The organism is Christiangramia aquimixticola (genome assembly GCF_048285835.1).
Classification (GTDB): Bacteria; Bacteroidota; Bacteroidia; order Flavobacteriales; family Flavobacteriaceae; genus Christiangramia; species Christiangramia aquimixticola.
In genome coordinates this window covers 1-543 of the sequence record NZ_JBLVTL010000020.1, presented here as the reverse complement: position 1 = coordinate 543, position 543 = coordinate 1, and the positions used below count along the sequence as shown (strand labels likewise).

Sequence of the window (543 nt, the reverse complement as noted above, 5' to 3'; positions counted from 1 at the left end):
CCAAAGCCAATATGACGAAGCCCTAGCCAAAAAATTAGGAGCAGATAATATCGGAATGAAAAAATACGTCATGGCTTTCCTCCTTAGAGGTGACCGAGTGGCAGAATATACCCCAGAACAACGGCAGGAAATCCAAGCCGGTCACATGGCTAACATTGGAAAAATGGCAGAGATGGGAAAACTGGTATTGGCCGGACCTTTCTTCGGAAATGATGACCTACGTGGTATATACATCTTCGATGTGCAAAGCATTGACGAAGCTAAAGCCCTCACCGAAACTGACCCAGCCATCCAAGCCGGTGTACTCAAAATGGACTTGAAAGAGTGGTACGGTTCTGCTGCGCTCATGATGGTAAATGAGATTCATGGGAAGATCGCTAAAGGAAGTGTTCAGTGATCAGCCTTCAATCGCAGTCTTTCTGAACACTGGAAGCTGACCACTACCTACTGGAATCACCTCCCACAAATCTCCTTGTAAGCACAAAAAGTGCACTTTTTCTCGTCCTCCGTCTGGTCAAAAGGAACTTCGGGGTTGAAGATCTC

1 protein-coding gene is annotated in these 543 nt (G+C 46.4%); it reads left to right on the top strand.

Annotated features, from left to right (window positions below):
* On the top strand, window positions 1–397 hold a 397-nt coding region (locus ACNKXV_RS13295; RefSeq protein ID WP_417908227.1), incomplete at its 5' end, for a YciI family protein.
* Window positions 398–543: the final 146 nt, after the last annotated feature.